General features: G+C 60.5%; 12 protein-coding genes and 1 pseudogene. 6 read left to right on the forward strand and 7 right to left on the reverse strand.

Going from position 1 to position 14,899, the window contains the following annotated elements:
* Positions 1-77 precede the first annotated feature (77 nt).
* Entirely contained in the window at positions 78-1,019 is a 942-nt protein-coding gene (locus tag AC1RLZ_RS13650) for a DUF6282 family protein (protein ID WP_493189066.1), read from the reverse strand.
* Between the two features lie 214 nt (positions 1,020-1,233).
* Here AC1RLZ_RS13650 and AC1RLZ_RS13655 point away from each other — a divergent pair, with 214 nt between their 5' ends.
* Positions 1,234-2,055: an IclR family transcriptional regulator gene (locus AC1RLZ_RS13655; protein ID WP_493189067.1), complete on the forward strand. Its 822-nt coding sequence runs from the start codon at positions 1,234-1,236 to the stop codon at positions 2,053-2,055.
* Here AC1RLZ_RS13655 and AC1RLZ_RS13660 read toward each other — a convergent pair.
* From AC1RLZ_RS13660 to AC1RLZ_RS13685, 6 genes are all read right to left on the reverse strand, one after another.
* Complete coding sequence (locus AC1RLZ_RS13660; protein WP_493189068.1) at positions 2,052-3,098, reverse strand: tRNA-dihydrouridine synthase; 1,047 nt, start codon at positions 3,096-3,098, stop codon at positions 2,052-2,054. The two genes, AC1RLZ_RS13655 and AC1RLZ_RS13660, sit on opposite strands and share 4 nt — an antisense overlap.
* Positions 3,099-3,112: 14 nt before the next feature.
* On the reverse strand, positions 3,113-4,015 hold the full coding sequence (locus tag AC1RLZ_RS13665; RefSeq protein WP_493189069.1) for a beta-keto acid cleavage family enzyme: 903 nt from the start codon (positions 4,013-4,015) through the stop codon (positions 3,113-3,115).
* A gap of 89 nt (positions 4,016-4,104) precedes the next feature.
* Positions 4,105-5,151: an Ldh family oxidoreductase gene (locus AC1RLZ_RS13670; protein WP_493189070.1), complete on the reverse strand. Its 1,047-nt coding sequence runs from the start codon at positions 5,149-5,151 to the stop codon at positions 4,105-4,107.
* Positions 5,152-5,169: 18 nt separating this feature from the next.
* Entirely contained in the window at positions 5,170-6,210 is a 1,041-nt protein-coding gene (locus AC1RLZ_RS13675; RefSeq protein WP_493189071.1) for an NAD(P)H-quinone oxidoreductase, read from the reverse strand.
* The gene (locus AC1RLZ_RS13680) at positions 6,207-7,547 is read right to left on the reverse strand and encodes an MFS transporter (protein WP_493189072.1); all 1,341 of its coding nucleotides are present in this window, start codon (positions 7,545-7,547) and stop codon (positions 6,207-6,209) included. The genes AC1RLZ_RS13675 and AC1RLZ_RS13680 overlap by 4 nt, the downstream gene beginning before the upstream one ends.
* 58 nt (positions 7,548-7,605) lie before the next feature.
* Positions 7,606-8,568: a DUF6282 family protein gene (locus tag AC1RLZ_RS13685; RefSeq protein WP_493189073.1), complete on the reverse strand. Its 963-nt coding sequence runs from the start codon at positions 8,566-8,568 to the stop codon at positions 7,606-7,608.
* 249 nt (positions 8,569-8,817) lie between these two features.
* On the opposite strand from AC1RLZ_RS13685, the gene AC1RLZ_RS13690 reads away from it, so the two are divergent.
* From AC1RLZ_RS13690 to AC1RLZ_RS13710, 5 genes and pseudogenes are all read left to right on the forward strand, one after another.
* Complete coding sequence (locus tag AC1RLZ_RS13690; protein WP_493189074.1) at positions 8,818-9,594, forward strand: DNA-binding transcriptional regulator; 777 nt, start codon at positions 8,818-8,820, stop codon at positions 9,592-9,594.
* 419 nt (positions 9,595-10,013) lie between these two features.
* Positions 10,014-10,305 (forward strand): annotated as a pseudogene (locus tag AC1RLZ_RS13695) (hypothetical protein); the annotation flags it as partial.
* 254 nt (positions 10,306-10,559) lie between these two features.
* Entirely contained in the window at positions 10,560-11,060 is a 501-nt protein-coding gene (locus AC1RLZ_RS13700; protein WP_493189075.1) for a MarR family winged helix-turn-helix transcriptional regulator, read from the forward strand.
* Positions 11,061-11,068: 8 nt separating this feature from the next.
* On the forward strand, positions 11,069-12,982 hold the full coding sequence (locus AC1RLZ_RS13705; protein ID WP_493189076.1) for an FAD-binding monooxygenase: 1,914 nt from the start codon (positions 11,069-11,071) through the stop codon (positions 12,980-12,982).
* Positions 12,983-13,349: 367 nt separating this feature from the next.
* Positions 13,350-14,516 carry an OpgC domain-containing protein gene (locus AC1RLZ_RS13710; RefSeq protein WP_493189077.1) on the forward strand — a complete coding sequence of 389 codons (1,167 nt, stop codon included), beginning with the start codon at positions 13,350-13,352 and terminating at the stop codon, positions 14,514-14,516.
* The last annotated feature ends 383 nt before the right edge of the window (positions 14,517-14,899 follow it).

Genomic DNA, 14,899 nt, shown 5'->3' on the forward strand with positions numbered 1-14,899 from the left:
GGGATCTCCCTTGATGTCAATTCTGGGAGCCGGCATTTCACGATGCGCCGGCCTGAGATTGTGCCTTGTCCGGAAAGCTAACTGGCCCGCGCCGTGGCTACGTCTGCTTCGATACCCAGCGCACGCGCGGTGTTGCCGGAGACCATCTTGCGGATCTGATCGTCGTCGTAACCGAGATCCATGCAGAGCCTGATGCCGCGGCGGAAGCCATCGAGCGGGCTGAAGGTTCCGGTCTGGCCGAGGTCGGAGCACAGCATCGTCCGCTCCACACCCGCGGCCTCAATCTGGTCGCGCAAATCCGCGGCCTCACGGCTCTTGAACTTGCAGCCGTCGAGAAACATGCAGAGCGAGTGTTCGACGAAGGCCCCCATCGCCGCGATGCCTTTGACGTCGTTCAACGACGCATCGACGATGTCCTCCGGATGAGTGAACACCAGGCGCTTGACGCCCCGGCGCTGCGCTTCTTCGAAGATCACCCAGGTCTCGCTGACATGCAGGTGGCCGCTGGCCAGCACCATGTCGTTGCGCGCGACGATGTCGAGAATTTCCTTCATGTCATCGCGCACCGACTTATCGTCGTTCAGGACGGGAATTGCGGTGACCGGTCGCATCCGCTCGGTGGAAGCCGGGTGCACCCATTTGGCCGACGCCTGCCATCGCAGATGGTTGGCGGCGGCCAGCGTGGGGAGCCAGACAATCCTGCCACCCAGCGCGGCGGTGTGCTCAACCGCGTAGGGATTGAGACCGCCCACCACATTATTGAGCACGATGCTGGAATAGATCTTCGTCTTCAGCTCGGGAAAGTGCTGCCGGATCAGCTCGGCCGTCATGACACCGCTGTAGTCGTGATCCTTGGTAACGACCGCGGCGAAACCCGCCTGCGAGGCCTGCTGAAGCAACGTGACGTGGTCGATGCCGCGCGGCGCGATGGACGGCCCGCTATGCACATGCGGATCAATCGCGCCTTTCAACAACGCGTCGATGCGCGCCTCGACCTTGGGATCAGCTAACTCTGTCATTCCCTCACCGCATTTTATCCCGACAGCCTCGACCGTCGACTTCGTTAACGTTCGCGACAGCGGAACGTTGTTTCATTTAAGGATACTGGTCGGCGCGAGGGCGTGTCAATAGCTTCCGGCACTGCAATTGCGAACCTCCACGCATCAATCACATTGCACTTGCAATCCACTGCGCTACGTTGTTCAGCACTCGGGAACATGAAATTGAGAAATGATGAGCGATTCAGCATCAACCCGCGTCCACTCCGTGCAACTGGCCATCGACGTACTGGAAGCCGTGGCATTCTCGGACGATGAACTGGGCGTGACGCAGATCGCCGACCGTCTGGGCATGACGAAGGGATCGGTGCATCGGCATCTTCAGACGCTGGTCGACCGCGGCTATCTCACGCAGAACTCCAGCACCTCGCGCTACAGCATCGGTCCGAAAGGCCGGTTGCTCGCCCGGCACGCGCCTGATGCGGATCTCATCCAGCTCGCGGAAGGACCGATGCGGCAGTTGCGCGATGCCCTTGGCCATTTCGTCGTTCTTTCCGAGATGACGCCGCGCGGCGCATTGATCCTGCACAAGCTGTCGGGCACGGCGGCGATTGAACTCGGCGTTCGCCCGGGGAGCGAATTGACCTTCCATGCGTCGGCGCAGGGAAAGGTCCTGCTGGCTTTCGCCCCCAGCCCCATGAGGGCGCGCGTCCTCGCGCAGCCCTTGCAGCGTTTCACCGACAAGACCATTGTTTCCGTCCGCAAGCTCGAACAGGAATATCTGGAGATTGTGCGTCTTGGTTTTGCCACGGCCCCGGAGCAGAGCTTGATCGGGATGAATGCGGTGGCCGCGCCGATCTTCGACGCGCAGGATGCCTGCATCGCCTCGGTCGCCATCGTGGCATCGATCCAGGTCCTGCCGGAGAAGACACGGCCGTCCGACGTCGCCCAACTCATCGAGGCGGCACGCCAGATCTCGCACAAGCTCGGGCACGGTCGCGGCGCTCATCCACCACCACCCGTCAAGCGCAGCGCGCGGACGGCGCGCCCGCGTTAGAGCTGATCGGCAATGTATTTTCTCCAGTTGTCGGTGCGCAGCGGCATGTCGGCAAATGTCTTGCGCTGGTCTGCAGCCCTGCCAACCAGTTCGGCAGCGGTCATCCGCTTGCCGCGCAGGTAAGCGTCGAGTTCATCCAGCGCGGATGAGAGCACGGCCGCGCCGCGCAGCATCACGGCCGATGCCATCTCCACCGCGCCGGCGCCAGCGAGCATCATGCGCGCGACATCGAGACCGGCGCGTGCGCCATTGGTCGCAATCAGCGGCTTGTCGGCGCCAAGCTGTTGCCGCGACACAGCCAGCCAGTGACACGTCAGCGGCAGATTCCAGTATCCACCGACGCCGAGCGTCGTTCCCAGAAACGGCTGCATTGTCTCGACATCCGGTATGAAGCCGAGCAGCCGCCCGGCCATCACCACGGTTTCGCCGCCTGCGCGAAATGCCGCATCTGCCAGGTCCGGCACGCGCTCGCTCTGTCCGGTGATCTTGACCCATAGCGGGATGCCGATCGCCTGCCGTACCGCAGACACGATCAGGGATACCCGCTCAGGATCCAGTTCGGTGGACACCACACCTTTTGCCTGACTGGCATAGGGCGTGCCGATATTCAGCTCGAGAACGCGCACGCCGGCCTGCTCGACCTGCCTTGCCATCTCGACCGTTCGCGGGAGGTCCGCAACGATCAGGCTCGCGACCGCATAGGCGTCCACTTGTCTGGCCTCACGATCGAGCTGGACGGTCTGATCGAGCCATGCATCGAAGCTCTGTGGCGTCAGGCCAGAGCGACAGGCGATGAATGCCGTGTCAGGCGCATTCGGCGTCCACACCATTTCGCGCCACTCGCTGTCGAGCAGCATGTATTCGGCGCGCTGCAGCTGATCACGACCACGCTTGGATTCGTTGACGGATTTGACCACCACCGCGCCGACCCCGGCGCGCAACGCGCGACGTACGCCTTCGGGGTCGATATGGTGCTCCGCGGATCCGGCGATCAGCGGATTCTTGAGGGCCGTCCGGCCGACGGTAACGTTGAGACGCGTCATCCAGCAGACCTCCGTCAACTTGCCGCTAGGCGGGTGGGAACGCCGATGATCTCGCGCGCTTCGCGTGGCGACGCGATCGCTCCGCCGAGTTCCTCGACGATGCGACGAGCTTTCTCCACCATGGCCGCGTTCGATGGCGCGAGCTGTCCGCGCGACAGATAAACGGCATCTTCCAGACCGACACGAACGTGTCCGCCGCACAGATAGGATTGCGCGACATTGTGGAATGACGTCTTGCCGATGCCGATTGCGGTGAACTGAGCATCGGGCGGCAACATGTTGCGGGCGTAGATGACCGTCTCGGGACTTGGCTGGAAACCATAGCGAACACCCATGACGAACGAGCAGAGTACGGGCCCGTCGAGTGTGTTGTCCTTCAGCAAATCATTCATCAGCGCGATATCGCCGGAATCGAACAGCTCTATCTCCGGCTTGACCCCGGCTTCGCGGATCACTTTCGCCATCCGCCTGACATTGCCGGGTGTGTTGATGACGACTTCCCTGCCCGAATTCATGGTGTTGAGATCGAGGGTACAGATATCCGGGCGAAGCGCGGCGATGTGCTCAACACGTTTTTCCGGTGCGATCAGCGTCGTTCCCGCCGCTGCGACGCGCGGCTGGTCCGTGGATGGAACGAAACGGCCGCCGGGCCCCGTGGTGATATTGAGGATCAACTGGGTGTTTTTCGCGCGTATCCGGTTAACGACGTCCCGGTAATATTCGAGCTCCATCGAAGGCTTCCCGGTGGAGGGCTCCCTTACATGGATATGCACGATCGCCGCGCCGGCCTCGGCCGCCCCGAGACAGGCCTCGGCGATCTCCGCCGGCGTGATCGGCAGATGCGGTGTCTGCTCCGGCGTGGTCAGATTGCCGGTGACGGCGCAAGTGATGAAAATCTTTTGACGCGGCGCCTGCATCGCCCGTGCTCCTGTCCATTCTGCGGCCATCGACATGACGGCCGGTCTGATTTCATTTCTACGGTGATGCTTTTTGGCAGCGCGTGCCGTTAAGACGGCAGACGCTCCGGCGATCCCATTTCCTCTGCCAGCGCGTTCAACGTCGCGGACAATGCGCGTGGAATATCGATTCGGCCGCCATCGCTCTCGCGCTTCGTCCAGCTGCGTTCACCCGGCGTACGTGGCGGCACCTGCGCGCGCGACGCGCGAATTTTCGCGAGCTCGGCCGACGCTTCATTGCGGAAGTCTTCGGCCGACCGGAAGTGTTCGATATCGATCGCCAGAAACAGCAGCGAACACAGAAACGGCTTCGAAAGGTCGCCATAGAGCGGCGCGACCTCGTCACCGCCGGGCCCCTGCGACAGCAGGCTGCACATCAGATTGATTGCCAGCGACAGGCCGAAGCCCTTCGCGCCGCCTGACGGCAACAGCATGCCGTCGATCGCGGCCTTGGCATCCGTCGTGGGGTGGCCATTGCGGTCGACAGCCCATGTCGGCGGAAGCGGCTTCCCTTCCCGCTCATAGACACGGATCTTGCCGAGCGCCGCCTCGCTCAGGGCCATGTCCAGCACAAACTCCGGCCCTTCCGACACCGGAAGCGCAATCGAGAGCGGATTGTTGCCGACCAGTTTCTCCAGCCCGCCAGGAGCTGGCATCATCGGCTTGGTGTTGCACATGGCGATGCCGATGCAATCACGGTCACTTGCCTGACGTGTATACCGAGCCGCCGCGCCAAAGTGAAAACTGTTGCGAACGGCCACGACACCTACACCCGTCTCCTTACTGCGCTCAATGGCCATCTGCATGGCCGCGTCACCCACCAGATGGCCGAACATGCCCTGCGCATCCAGCACAGCCATTGCCGAGCGACTCTCAACCACAATCGGCCGTACGGCGGACGACACACTCCCGAGGCGAAGCCGACGGATATACATGTCGGCCTGCGACAGACCGTGCGACGGCAGGCCGGCCACATCGGCATCGACCAACGCACATGCCATCTGCCCGGACGCCAGCGGCGGAAGACCGGCGCGCTCGAACAGATCCGCGAGAAACTCTTCGGCCTCCGCGACCGGCATTGACAGGACATCACTCATCTCGTCGTCTTTCGCGCTCTAGTTCGGTCGACCGTCCGGCACCACATAGGCAAGGGCCGGATCGACAATCAGCACGACCTTGCCGATCTGCTCATTGGCATCCATCAGGGCATGCGCCTTGGCCATGTCCTCCAGCGGAAACGCTGCGCAGATGCTGAGCCGCATCCGACGATCCTCGAGCAGTGGCCAAACCTCGCGCATCAGGGCCTTGGCAATCCAGCCCTTGTATTCGGGTGGACGCGGCCGGATCGTCGAACCGGTCAGCGTCAGCCGGCGGCGCACGATCTGCCGAACATTGATATCGGCGCGTTCGCCGAGATGACTCGCGATCAGGACGAGGCGGCCATCGAAGGCGAGCAGTTCGAGCTCCAGATTGGTGTAAGGACCAGCCTGCGAGTCGAGGATGACATTGATGCCCTGCCCCTTGGTCGCTTCCACCAGGGGCTTGACCCAATCGCAGCGATAGTCGAGCGCGATCTCCGCGCCGAGATCGCGACAGATCTGCCGCTTCGTTTCCGACCCGGCCGTGGCAAAGACACGCGCGGATCGCAGCAGCTTTGCGATCTGGATGGTCGCCATGCCGACACCGCTGGTGCCGCCCTGCACGAGGATGCTCTCACCCTCCGCCAATTTGCCGAGAAGAATGACGTTGTTCCAGCAGGTGAACAGCACTTCGGGGAGCACCGCCGCTTGCGCGAAGTCGTATCCCTGAGGGATCGACATGCATTGTACGGCAGGCACGCTGCAATACTCCGCATAACCGCCGCCTGTGACCAAGGCGCAGACCGCACTACCGACCCGCGGCCAGTTCACATCCGGCGCTGTCGCGACCACAATGCCCGCGATATCGAGACCGGGAATTTCCGTCGCACCGGGCGGCGGCGGATAGAGTCCGCGGCGCTGCTGGATGTCCGGCCGGTTCACGCCGGCCGCCACCACACGCACCAGTACTTCGCCGCGCGCTAAATTCGGCAAGGCCTCTTCGCCAAGTGAAAGCACCTCGGGACCGCCAAAGCGGGCGATCCTCACGGCCCGCATGTCCGACGGAAGCGCTGTCATGACACGGCCTGCCGGCGAGTAGCAGCAGCCGCAACAGTGACCTCGCTCTCGCCATCCGTCTTCGGCAGGACGCGCCATGTCAGCAACATCGCGAATGCACTGGCGGCCAGCAGACCCAGGCTGAGCGCGGGTACCGACATCGCAGCCAGCGCGCTGCCCGACAATCCCGCGACCCACGGCATGAGATTCTGCGCAGCAAAGCCGCCGAGACTGCCGATCGTGCTGATGGCTGCAATCGCCGCTGCCGCATGCGCCCCCTTGAAGATCTGCGACGGCAGATACCAGAAGCATGGAAACATCAGCGAGACGCATGGCGTGCCGACCGCGAGCGCCACATAGCGCATCCAGTTCTCAGTCAACAGGGTCGAGGTGAAGAACGCCCCCATTCCGCACAAAGCGATCACGGCCATGCCGATCAGGACGGTGCGGTGCTCGCGCAGATGGCGGGGGAGCCAAACAAGGACCGCGGCAGCCACAGCCCATGGCAGTGCATTCAGCACACCGTTCTGCGTGCCGGTTGTGCCGAATCCTTTGACGACCGTTGGCAACCAATAGATGATTCCGTAGAGCGACAGCGTGATCAGCGTGTAGACGAAGGAAAACCACCACACCCTTGGGTCGATCAGGACGCGGAGCGGACTGGTATGCATGGTGGTGGCAATTTCATCGCGCCCGAGCGCGGCCGCCAGCCGCGACTTCTCTTCGGACGACAGGAAACCGGCCGTCTGCGGATTATCGGGGAGATAGCGCATCACCAGGACGAACAGGATAGCCGCAGGCGCACCGGTGGCAATGAAGACCCACTGCCAGCCGGCGAGGCCAAGCATGCCGTCGAAATCCAGCAGGATGCCGCCAAACAGCGAGCCGAACATGTTGCCGAGCGGACTACCGATGGTGAGAAGCGCCACGGCCTGCACGCGGTAGCGCTTGGGAAACCAGAGGGTGAGGTAGAAGATGATGCCCGGATACGCCCCCGCCTCGGCCACGCCGACCAGGAAGCGTACCGCCGCAAACATCGAGCCGGTCATGCTGAAACCTAGCAGCACCGTCAGCATGCCCCATGTCAGGAGGATGCGCGCAAACCAGAGCCGCGCACCGAACTTGTGCGCGGCCAGCGCGCTCGGGATTTCAAAGAACGAATAACCGATAAAGAACAGCGAAGACGCTAGTCCGTACACGGTCTCGGACATGCCCAGGCTGTTGGCCATCTGCAGTTTGGCGTAGCCGACATTCGACCGGTCGATCACGGCCAGCATCATCATCGCCATCACAAGCGGCATGACCCGCCACATGATGCGATTCATCAAAGCTTCTTCGCTTTCGCGATCCACGTTCATGGTTCCCTCGTCGATCTTATTTACCGACCTTAGCTGGTCGTTCTTGTCGGTCAGGATTCTATTGAGCGGCGCGCTTCGCCGGCAGATCGAGAAATGCCGCCGCGTTCTCGCTGATCAGTTTCTTGATCGAGGCATGCGGCATCTGCAGATCGAGCAGCATTTGCGTGACGCTGCGGAAACCATCCACCGGACGCTGCGAACCGAGCAGGCCCAGATCGGACGACAGAATGGTGCGGTCCACGCCGGCGACCTCGATGAGATGGGCCAGATCGTCCGCACTGAACTTCTTCGACTTGCCTTCGACGAACATGCAGATGGAATGTTCCATCGTCACGCCGAGCGCGACCAATTGGCGAATATCGCTGTCGGCGAAGCCGACCACATAGGTCGGATGATTGACCATCATCTTCCTGACGCCGCGGCTCACGGCTTCCTCGAACAGGACGTGCTGCTCCGAGACGTGGAGGTGGCCGCCAGCCAGAATGATATTCGCCTCCGCGATCAGATCGATGACCTTCTTGGTGTCATCGGTGAGCTTGCCATTGGCGTCGAGCGCCGTGAGCGGGACCGGATCCAGCATCTTCTGGGCTGTCTTGGGGAACGTCTTGGCCTGACCGCTGGCCTGGACATTAATATGGTTGGCCGCCGACAACGTCGGCATCCAGACGATCTTGCCACCGAGCTTGATGGCATGATCGACCGCATGGGGATTGATACCACCAGACGCATTGTTCAGCGCCACGCCCGAATACAGGTGTACACCGAGCTGCGGAAACAGCTTTTCCAGAATGATCGCGTGCGCCATTCCGGGATAGAAGTGATCCTTGTACAGCACCGCGCGAAAACCCGCGGCGGCAGCGTCCAGCATCTCCTCATGGTGATCGAGTATCCGCGGCATCGCGGCGGGCCCGCTGTGACAATGCAGATCGATCGCATCGACCAGCAGCTCCTCGACCTCCTTTGGACGCGAGAGCGGCGGGAGCGCGACAGTGTCAGGATATGAAACGGAATTCTCGGCCATGATGGCTGCCCTTCAGTGGATGCTGGTTCTGGGAAAATGGCAATCTGCCGATGAATGGCGGGGCTGCAGCCGGCGCGATGACGCCATTGACGCCCAGACCTCTCCGCAAGATACGGCACTTCCTCCCTCGACACGGCTGCGCTTCGGTGGCCTGAACGGACACCGGCGCATTCTGTTGGGCGGATATTGCAACCGGCCAGGCCATTTGCCATACCTATTCGCCAGCGTTCCGCAGAGTGGAATCTTGGCATGGCCCCACGTTCACTGAAGGTCGAAGCGGCAGCACGGACTCTCATCCTGCTGGAGGAGTTGAACCGGCATCGCGTCGCCTCGATCCAGATCCTTCATCTCGCGACGGGCCTGCCGAAATCGACCATCGTGCGGTTGATGAAATCGCTTTGCGCCATGGGCTACGTCGCCAATGACCGCAGGCAAGGCGGCTACACGGTGGCGTCGCGCGTCAAATCCCTGAGCAACGGCTTTCACGGTGACCCACTAGTGGTCGAAGCCGCGCGACCGTGGGCGCTGTCCTTTACAGCCCAGCATCAATGGCCATTGGCGATCGGCGTTCTCGACCACACGTCCGTGGTCGTGCGCTTCAGCACCATTGCGGACAGTCCGGTGTCGCCGTTCCACGGAACGATCAACATGCATCTCAGCCTGCTGCGCCGCGCATTGGGCCGAGCCTATCTCGCCTTCTGCCCCCCTGCGGAGCGCACGATGTTGCTGGACCTTCTTTCACGATCGACGGATGACGAAGATCAACTCGTCGGCGATCGCGCCCAGACATTGTCGATGCTCAGAGCAATCCGGAAGCAAGGCTATGCCGAGCGGGATCGCGCCGTCGACCCTCGCTCATCCGGGACGATCGCCATCCCGATCATGAGTGGAGACAAGGTGCTTGCGACCGTTGGCATGACTTATTTCATCTCTGCCATCGATCGACGTGAGTTGCTCAAAACCTTCCTGCCCAGCCTTCAGACCTTGGCAGAGAACATTTCTCAAAGCGCCGCGGCACTCAAGTGAGTACGATCAATAGCAACCGCGATTTCCACGAAGGTCGCTGGACCCGACGATCGTGGCGCCACGTCAAATACGGCCAGATCAATAGGTCAAATTTGCATTTCGGCGTCAGCTCTGCGCGAATAGCTGCCGCTCTCAGAAACGGAACTCGGCTGGCAGCGTCATCCAAACGCTTCACGACACCGCGCGCGGCGCTGGAAGGCACAGTGACAAGCCATTTAGAAGGGTTGCCCAGATCATCACTTGCAGGTCTGGGATGGTCTGATTTCTTTGGCAATCAGATTTTGCCCGATGAAGCGAGCGCCCTACCAGTACGCATCGCCGCCGTCCATCGGCCGCGCATCACAGGGATATCCCGGATTGGGCGGATCACCCTGTTGCTTCCGACCCATACCAACACCGGTGATATCGCCGTCGGCCATGTCAGCGATGCCGCAGCGGGTATCGGTGAGTCGTTCGCAGAAATCATCGAAAGTCGCCCCGCTCTGCAAGTTTCGCGATTGCACTCACGCCCATTGAACCGGCTGCGCGGTCCGCGCCGCGGTGTCTGACGGCACGCTCCAACCGGAGCGTCTGACCCGATGGCGCACGATGGTGGCGGAGAACCGCAACAATAAACCTAAACCCGTTAAGGCGTCTCGCCAACACAGGAAAACCATTGCGTATAGGCGAACAAGCGGTCGTCGTTGCAGATTCACGCAGCGAGTTTATTGACAGTATACTGAAAGACTGTACACTGTCGATTATCGTTGATGAACGACGACCAGAGTAATTCCGCAGGATGTTAGGGCGCGCGGCTTTCCGCTGCGGCATGTCATCGCGTCATCATGCTCTTGGATATCGAGGGGCCTTCGACGCTTCAGTCCCGATAGCCTGGAATCCGATCTGTCGTATACCTGCCGCGGTAACGCACCGCAGCTTGAGAAACATGAAGGCGTTTGTGGATGCAGGCCCGGACCAAGAGTGCGATGACGGTCAAGGATCCATTGACGTCACTGGACGATGTCTACGGCATGCCGGGCCATCTGTTTCGCAGAATGCAGCAGATCGCCGTCGCTATCTTCATGGAGGAGTGCAAGGCGTTCGACATGACGCCGCTGCAGTATGCTGCGCTTGTGGCAATTCGCGCGCATCCGGGGATTGATGCCACGCGGCTCTCTGCGCTGATTGCCTTCGACCGTTCGACGCTTGGCAGTGTCATCGAACGACTCGAGACGAAAGGACTCCTCGCGCGCAAACCCGGCCCTGACGACAAGCGCATCAAGCTGCTCTACTTGACACGCGCCGGAGCAGACGAGTTGCGCGGTGTCGAGCCGGCCGTCAGCGGCGCCCAGTCCCGAATGCTTGCGGCGCTCAAGCCAGCCGATCGCAAGACCTTGCTCAAGCTGATGGCACGGCTTGTCGATCTAAATAACGAGACATCTCGAGCCCCGGTGCGCCCAGCCGATGCCGGGCGGCGTTCGACATAGGAGGCTTCGTGCAATTTCATTTCAATGGTTTCGAACCCGGTGACCCGGATATTTCGGATACCGCAAAGCGGCACCTCACTTCCGGAAGTTCCGGGACTCTTCCGGAGAAAGTGGACGTCCTCATTGTTGGCTGCGGACCTGCCGGACTAACATTGGCCGCCCAGCTCTCGGCCTTTCCCGAAATAATGACCTGCATCGTCGATCAAAAAGCAGGCCCGCTGCTTCTCGGCCAGGCCGACGGTGTGGCTTGCCGCACGGTCGAAATGTTCGAGGCCTTCGGTTTCAGCGAGCGGGTGCTGCGGGAAGCCTGCTGGATCAACGAGACAACCTTCTGGAAGCCCGCGAAAAACGGGCAAGCAACCATTGCCCGCAGTGGCCGCGTGCAGGACACCGAGGACGGGCTGTCGGAGTTCCCGCATGTCGTGCTGAACCAGGCGCGCGTCCATGACTTCTATCTCGACGTGATGCAAAAATCCCCGGCAGCGCTGGAGCCTTATTACGCGCGCCAGCTACTCGATCTTCAGATCGATACCTCGGTCGCGGCCGACGATGCTGATGCGTATCCGGTAACGGCAAGGCTCGAGCATGCCGGGCAGATCGAAACTGTCAAAGCCCGCTACGTGGTGGGTTGCGACGGCGCGCGCAGCACCGTGCGAAAGTCGATCGGACGCACCCTACACGGGGACTCGGCCAACCATGCCTGGGGTGTGATGGATGTGCTGGCCGTTACCGACTTTCCCGATATCCGGTGCAAGTCGCTGATCCAGTCCGCCAACGAGGGTACCATACTCGTGATCCCGAGGGAGGGCGGCTATCTCGTTCGGCTGTATATCGAGATGGAAAAGCTCGAGGCTGGCGAGCGGGTTTCGAACCGCAAGATCACGGCCGAGGACCTGATAGCGGCAGCGCAGCGCATTTTCAAACCATACGTGTTGGACGTGAAGGAAGTGGCGTGGTGGTCGGTATACGAGATCGGCCAGCGCATCTGCGACAAGTTCGATGACGTGCCGGACGAGGAAATCGCACGGCGCTCGCCGCGCGTGTTCATTGCCGGGGATGCCTGCCATACGCACAGCCCGAAGGCGGGCCAGGGCATGAACGTTTCCATGCAGGACGCTTTCAATCTCGGTTGGAAACTGGCGTCGGTGCTGAACAAACGGTGCGTACCGGACTTGCTGCACAGTTACTCGGCGGAACGTCAGGCCGTCGCGAAGGAACTGATCGACTTCGACCGCGAATGGGCTGCCTTGCTTGGATCGAGCGAAGGATTCGATGCCGCCGAGACCCAGCGATATTTTGTCCGGCACGGACGCTATACGGCAGGCACCGCGGCACATTATCGTCCGTCGATACTCACCGGCGAACCGCCCCATCAGCATCTTGCGGAAGGGCTGGTGATCGGCATGCGCTTTCATTCCGCACCCGTGATCCGCCTAGCAGACGCCAAGCCACTTCATCTGGGTCACGTGGCCAAGGCCGATGGCCGATGGCGGATTTTTGCATTTGCCGGAACCGAGGACCCCGCCGCTTCCGACTCCGGCATCCGAGCCTTGTGCGAATTTCTGGACAGCCCCAGTTCTCCCGTGCGGAAATTTACCCCGGCGGGCCAGGACATCGATTCCGTGATCGACGTTCGTGCGGTGTTCCAGCAGGACCGTCGCGAACTTGCCATCGAAGCCATGCCACCATTTCTATTGCCCCGGAGGGGGCGTTACGGACTGTACGACTACGAGAAAATGTTCTGTTCGGACGTGAAGGGCGGCGACATTTTTACTATGCGCGGCATCGATCGCCGATCCGGCTGCATGGTGGTCGTACGACCGGACCAATATATCGCGGACGTTCTTCCGCTCGACGGATTTGGCCAGCTTGCTGCATTCTTCGATAACTTCATGATCCAGAAAAACGCAGTATTCGGGTGATTGGTACCGCCCTTCGATGTTGCCGGCGAGCATCAATACGGACAGCGAGATGCAATTCGCCGCGTGACAGAGAGCCCGCCGTCCGGTTGCTGCCGAGCCTTGATCTTTGCGCCACGACGCATACGGGGCGCCTCGTTACTTCGGCTCCAGCTTCAGCAGCCGGGCCGCGTTGTCTTCCGACATCATGGGCGTTGGGTATTGAAGAATTTGATTCAACACCGAGGAAGGTCGATCCAGCGCGTCGGAAGATGCGACGTTGATATTGGCGGCCAGGGCGAGTACCGCAGCTATCTATCGGCACGTGCTTCCAACGAAGGGGGGCCGGCCGTAAATGCCGCGTCGTAAATGAGGCAGAGGGAGCAACACTGTGACAATCGAGGTCGTTTTGCCGCCAAGAGGGCGAGACTATCGCCTTGATCTGCTTCGCGGGTTTGCCAACTGGGCGATTTTTCTCGACCACATTCCGAACAACGTGGTCAACTGGATCACTCAACGCAATTATGGATTCAGCGACGCTGCCGACCTTTTCGTTTTCATCTCCGGCTACACGGCATCATTCGTCTACGGGCGAATGATCGTTGAACGAGGCTTCGTCATAGGTGGGACCCGTCTCATCAAGCGTGCTTGGCAGATTTACGTCGCGCACATCATCTTGTTCGTGATGTATATCGCTGAAATCGGATATCTATCTCACCGCTATGGCGATCCAAACCTGAATAATGACTTCAACGTTGCTGGATTTATGAATGATCCAGCCAGAACCTTGTATGAAGGCCTCATGCTTGCGTTCAAGCCCGTAAACATGGACGTTCTGCCGCTATATATTCTCCTCATGGTCATTTTCCCTCTTGTATTGTGGGTGATGTTGCGACGGCCGAACTTAGCGCTCGCACTATCCTTTCTTCTTTATCTGGCAGCGCGTTATTTTGACTGGAATCTGCGCGCTTACCCAACCGGTTACTGGTACTTCAATCCATTTTGCTGGCAGCTTCTTTTCGTCTTCGGCGGATGGTTCGCACTTGGGGGATCAATCGAGTCGAGGCCGTTAATTCGGTCACGAGCGCTACTGGTGCTAGGTAGCGCCTATCTCGTCTTTGCTCTGGTCATGACGATGGCCGGTCGATTTCCGGAAGTCGCCCACCTGATGCCCGCAAGGCTCGTCGATACATTTAACCCGAACGACAAGACTAATCTTGCACCTTACCGCCTTCTCCATTTCATCGTACTATTCTTCTTCATCTCACGGTTTATGGCGCGCGACTGGCCGGGCCTGCAATGGCCCATTCTGCAACCTATGATCAAGTGCGGCCAGCAATCTCTTGAGGTGTTCTGCATCGGCGTCTTTCTCGCGGTCGCAGCCCATGTCATTCTGGTTGAGGTTTCGAGCGCTATCTGGATGCAGATTGTTGTGAGCGTCGTCGGCATCGCATTGATGACGGCGGTCGCTTACTACCGCTCCTGGTCTAAGCTTGCCGACAAGAAGCCGGAAAAGTTGCACCCATCTCCTCCGCCGGACAGACAACAGACAGTGTGATCGGAGATGTCCGCCGGATGTGCGGCTCGTCGTGGGTATGACCGCGACCGTCGAAATCCATCCGAAATCGGCAAGCGTATCCGGCGCTGCTCCTGCCACCGTAGTCAGGTCGAACCACCCATGACCGGGAGATATCAGCACGGATATTGACGCTCGCAGCATGTAAGGCAGATACGAGGAGGCTTATTCCACGCCGTCCAAGGTTACGCGTAATGGATTATTGCGCGATGAGACTTGGTGCGTCCGCAGATGAGACTTGGTGCGTCCGCAGATGAGACTTGGTGCGTCCGCACCAGCAAAGAACGATAAATGAGTTTTGTGAGCATCGCCATCGTGTTCGATGACTCGTCGAATGGGGACCTCTTTCAACAGATAGACGATCA

The sequence above is a fragment of the Tardiphaga sp. GW822-FHT04G09 genome (genome assembly GCF_058800725.1).

Coding starts and splice junctions, on each gene's coding strand:
- AC1RLZ_RS13650 (WP_493189066.1), bottom strand. CDS start 1,019: ATGACAGAGTTAGCTGATCCCAAGGTCGAGGCGCGCATCGACGCGTTG.
- AC1RLZ_RS13655 (WP_493189067.1), top strand. CDS start 1,234: ATGAGCGATTCAGCATCAACCCGCGTCCACTCCGTGCAACTGGCCATC.
- AC1RLZ_RS13660 (WP_493189068.1), bottom strand. CDS start 3,098: ATGACGCGTCTCAACGTTACCGTCGGCCGGACGGCCCTCAAGAATCCG.
- AC1RLZ_RS13665 (WP_493189069.1), bottom strand. CDS start 4,015: ATGCAGGCGCCGCGTCAAAAGATTTTCATCACTTGCGCCGTCACCGGC.
- AC1RLZ_RS13670 (WP_493189070.1), bottom strand. CDS start 5,151: ATGAGTGATGTCCTGTCAATGCCGGTCGCGGAGGCCGAAGAGTTTCTC.
- AC1RLZ_RS13675 (WP_493189071.1), bottom strand. CDS start 6,210: ATGACAGCGCTTCCGTCGGACATGCGGGCCGTGAGGATCGCCCGCTTT.
- AC1RLZ_RS13680 (WP_493189072.1), bottom strand. CDS start 7,547: ATGAACGTGGATCGCGAAAGCGAAGAAGCTTTGATGAATCGCATCATG.
- AC1RLZ_RS13685 (WP_493189073.1), bottom strand. CDS start 8,568: ATGGCCGAGAATTCCGTTTCATATCCTGACACTGTCGCGCTCCCGCCG.
- AC1RLZ_RS13690 (WP_493189074.1), top strand. CDS start 8,818: ATGGCCCCACGTTCACTGAAGGTCGAAGCGGCAGCACGGACTCTCATC.
- AC1RLZ_RS13700 (WP_493189075.1), top strand. CDS start 10,560: ATGACGGTCAAGGATCCATTGACGTCACTGGACGATGTCTACGGCATG.